The 3297-nt window shown below is 44.3% G+C and carries 3 protein-coding genes; all 3 read left to right on the top strand.

All coding sequences use genetic code 11. The features are described from left to right. Window positions 1-1684 (top strand): S8 family serine peptidase (locus ABYB02_RS15920; RefSeq protein WP_372763370.1); only part of this gene is annotated, 1684 nt, incomplete at its 5' end. Between the two features lie 163 nt (window positions 1685-1847). Next, on the top strand, window positions 1848-2684 hold the full coding sequence (locus ABYB02_RS15915; RefSeq protein WP_372763369.1) for a DUF6689 family protein: 837 nt from the start codon (window positions 1848-1850) through the stop codon (window positions 2682-2684). 22 nt (window positions 2685-2706) lie between these two features. Further along, window positions 2707-3297, top strand: a 591-nt coding sequence (locus ABYB02_RS15910) for an FHA domain-containing protein (RefSeq protein ID WP_372763368.1), incomplete at its 3' end; no start/stop codon positions are given.

The raw sequence follows: 3297 nt of genomic DNA, 5'->3' as shown, positions 1-3297 counted from the left end.
GAGTAACTCATGGGGTTCAAGTGGTAAATTTGATGCCGCGGGTCCTATCTCGTTAGCGTCGTATAAAGCGTATAAGTTAGGCATGATCTCAGTATTTGCAGCGGGGAATTCGGGTGCAGGTGAAGATACTCATAACCCTTATGCGCAAATTCCATGGGGTATGTCTGTCGGTGCAGGAACTAAGCAAGGTGACTTGATTGACTTTTCATCACGCGGCAAACGGGGTGAGCAAGGTGACTTTACCATGCCAGATGGTTCATCATGGACCTATAAAAATGAAGTGACTATTGTGGCGCCAGGGGTTGATATTATTTCTACTCGCGCTAAAACCAATCTGGTATCTAATGGCGGTGCTGACGATGTAGGCGCCATAGAGAACGAATACCTACCTTATTACACGATGATTTCGGGTACCTCAATGGCAACACCACATGTTGCCGGTATTATCGCCCTTATGCTAGAGGCAAACCCTGAGCTTACACCGTTACAAATTAAGCAAATCATTCAAGAAACGGCGACCAACATGCCTGGTTATCAGTCTTGGGAAGTAGGCGCAGGGCATGTTAATGCGTATGCCGCAGTGGCGGGTGCACTAGGTTATGATGAGCAAAACAAAGCCACAGTAAATAACCTAACAGAGTTCAATGCTAACGCGATTGTAATTGATGATAATGCTCCTGAGTCATTTGAAGTATTCTACTCGCCAGTGGGTGAAGCAGAAACGCACGTATTTACGGTTGGCGAAGATGCTGCATGGGTAAGTGCCTCGTCTGAAACGTTTGCAAATACACTTAAACTGAAGTTAGAAGCACCCGATGGCACGGTTTATATGGGTAATCTAACGTTACCGGTACTCAATACAACTATGCGTGTATCGGCTCCTGCGCAACCCGGTGAATGGAAGTTATCAGCATATGGTATGACTTCGTTATCTGGTGTACAAGCCGATCCAACTGGTGTTACCAATGGCCCCGGTATTCCTGAGTTTATTAGCGGTGAGATTGCTATCTTAAAATCAGGTGGCTATCAAGGTGTTGACGATATTGCCGGTCACCCTGCCGAAAATGCCATTCAATTTGCTGTAAGTGAGCGTTTAGTGGATAGCAAAAATGACCGCCTCTATCGTCCAGATGCAAACTTAAAACGTAAAGACCTAGCACAATACTTAGTAATGGGTATGGCTATTAGGCAGCAACGTGATTTGTTAAATGAGCAAAAAGTAGCGTTTAGTGATGTAAACAATAACTATGCGCCGTTTGTTGACGCGGTTACCGAGCAAGGCTCAGCACTTAAAGATGGTGTGCAAAACCAAGCGCCGGTGATGCTGGCGAATGGAAATAAGTTTTCACCTCGCGCCAATGTAAGCAAACAAGAACTTGCGTATTCATTAGTGCAAGCACTGGGGTTAGAAACTCAAGTCGCAGGCTTCAGCGGTGATATTACCGTAGAATACAACGGTGAGCGAGTACCAGTAATGGACGCAGATGCAGTGGCACCTGAGTTAAAAGGCTATGTGCAAGCTGCAATCGATATGTCGTTAATCGGAGTTAGATATGCCGTAGAGCAAGGACCTTACGACCTTTCTCCTACTATGGTTGCGTATTTTGAGCCACAAGATAATGTTAAACGCGGTGATTATGCTGTGATTATAGGACGTGTATTTGACGGTTACTTACGCAAATAATAAGTGATGTTACTTAAAGCCAACCAATTATTTGGTTGGCTTTGTTTGTTAATAATATGTCATAAACCTTGCTAATTTTTTAACTGCAAAGTAGATTGTAATCTGTAGGCTGACGTTAAAAAACAACCGTTCGCCGAAATGCATTTTATCCAGAGGACAAAATATGTGGTATCCAAAAAATTTTCTCACCTTCGTGTTTACTGCAACAATATTGTTATTAAGCACGCAGAGCGTGGCTTCTGAACCACTTTCAATAGATATTCAAGGTAATAAAGTGGAAGCAGTGATCCACTTACCAGGCGGGATTTCAGCAGATATCACGCTCCAATTTGAAAATACCGTAGGCTTAACTAAAGACAGCTTAGGATTAAGCGCTGAACTAGTCGATGTAACCTCACTAAGCTTTTTAGATCGTTTACCAGATGTAACGAATATCGTTCCGGCATTAGCGTTTCCGATGATGATCACCATAGAGCCCAAAGCAGACAGCGGCTTTTCTTTTTCAGGGCTGGCTACGGTGGATGTTCATACCCATAACCTAGAATATACCGCAGGCACACCACTGCGCTTTTTTAAAGCGCCGTTAAATGGTGAGTTTAAAGATATTACCGTCACTATGGGGGCGGGCAGTTATCGAGTACGTGGCGCAACCGGTGGGTTTTCACAGTTTATTATTGCCGCCGACTTACGTGCGTCACTGGTGGTAGTCAATAATAAATTTAACGACCTACAAACCGCACTCAATGACTTTGCGGCGCAGATTGACTCAGACGTTTATACACAATTACTGCAGGACTTAGCGGATATTAATCAGTTAATACTACTGCAAGAGTACAATGCCGCCAGCAATAAATTAAACGCCTTTAAACGCAGTGTAAATGACAACCGCGGAAACAATATTCCGGATGTATGGCGCTCAAGTCGTGATATTCGTAACGTAGCGGGTGAGCTAATAGCTTATGCCAATACTTTACGCTTTAGCTTACGTTTAGTTAAATAACCTTATTATATAGGTGGTTGCGATGCCAGCGAGAATTACGGTGTGTTATACCGATCAACCCGCAGTCGAAAGCTTTCTTTATGAAGGCAGTGGCTACCTTATTGGTCGCTCTCAAGAGTGTGAACTGCGCTTAGAGCACCCCACGGTATCACGGCTACATGCCAAAGTGGCCCACCAAGATAAACTTTGGCAGGTCAATGATCAGCGCAGCCTAAATGGCACTAAAGTTAACGGTATGGCAATTACTCATTCGGCTTTAGCCGAAGACGCGATTATTTCTATTGGTACACTAGACTGCTTGTTTGAAACGAAGTCGGCACAGCAAATTGAGGCTATTAGTAGTCATAATGATTGGCGTATTGCCAGTAGTCAGGCACAGCCAAGTGTGCCACTGACAAAACATTTACAGCAAAACCTATCGACACAGTTGCAAAATATCATCATGTTAACCGGTACTCAGCGTGGCATTGTACTACTGGGTGACTCGTTGGCATCGCTGAATGTGTGTATTGCCCATGGCATGCAACCCAAAGACTTTAAATTAACCCACTTTGAGGGCAGTATTGGGGCGATTACCCGTTGCTTTGAATCGGCACAAACCGTGGTGGCGATG

Origin of the sequence: Pseudoalteromonas sp., from assembly GCF_041613455.1 — a bacterium.
Taxonomy (GTDB): Bacteria; Pseudomonadota; Gammaproteobacteria; order Enterobacterales; family Alteromonadaceae; genus Pseudoalteromonas.
Note: the sequence above shows the minus strand (reverse complement) of the source record. Positions and strands in the feature narration are given on the sequence as shown.

Excerpts from the sequence above, each read along its gene's own strand:
- ABYB02_RS15915 (WP_372763369.1), top strand. The coding sequence starts at position 1,848 with ATGTGGTATCCAAAAAATTTTCTCACCTTCGTGTTTACTGCAACAATA.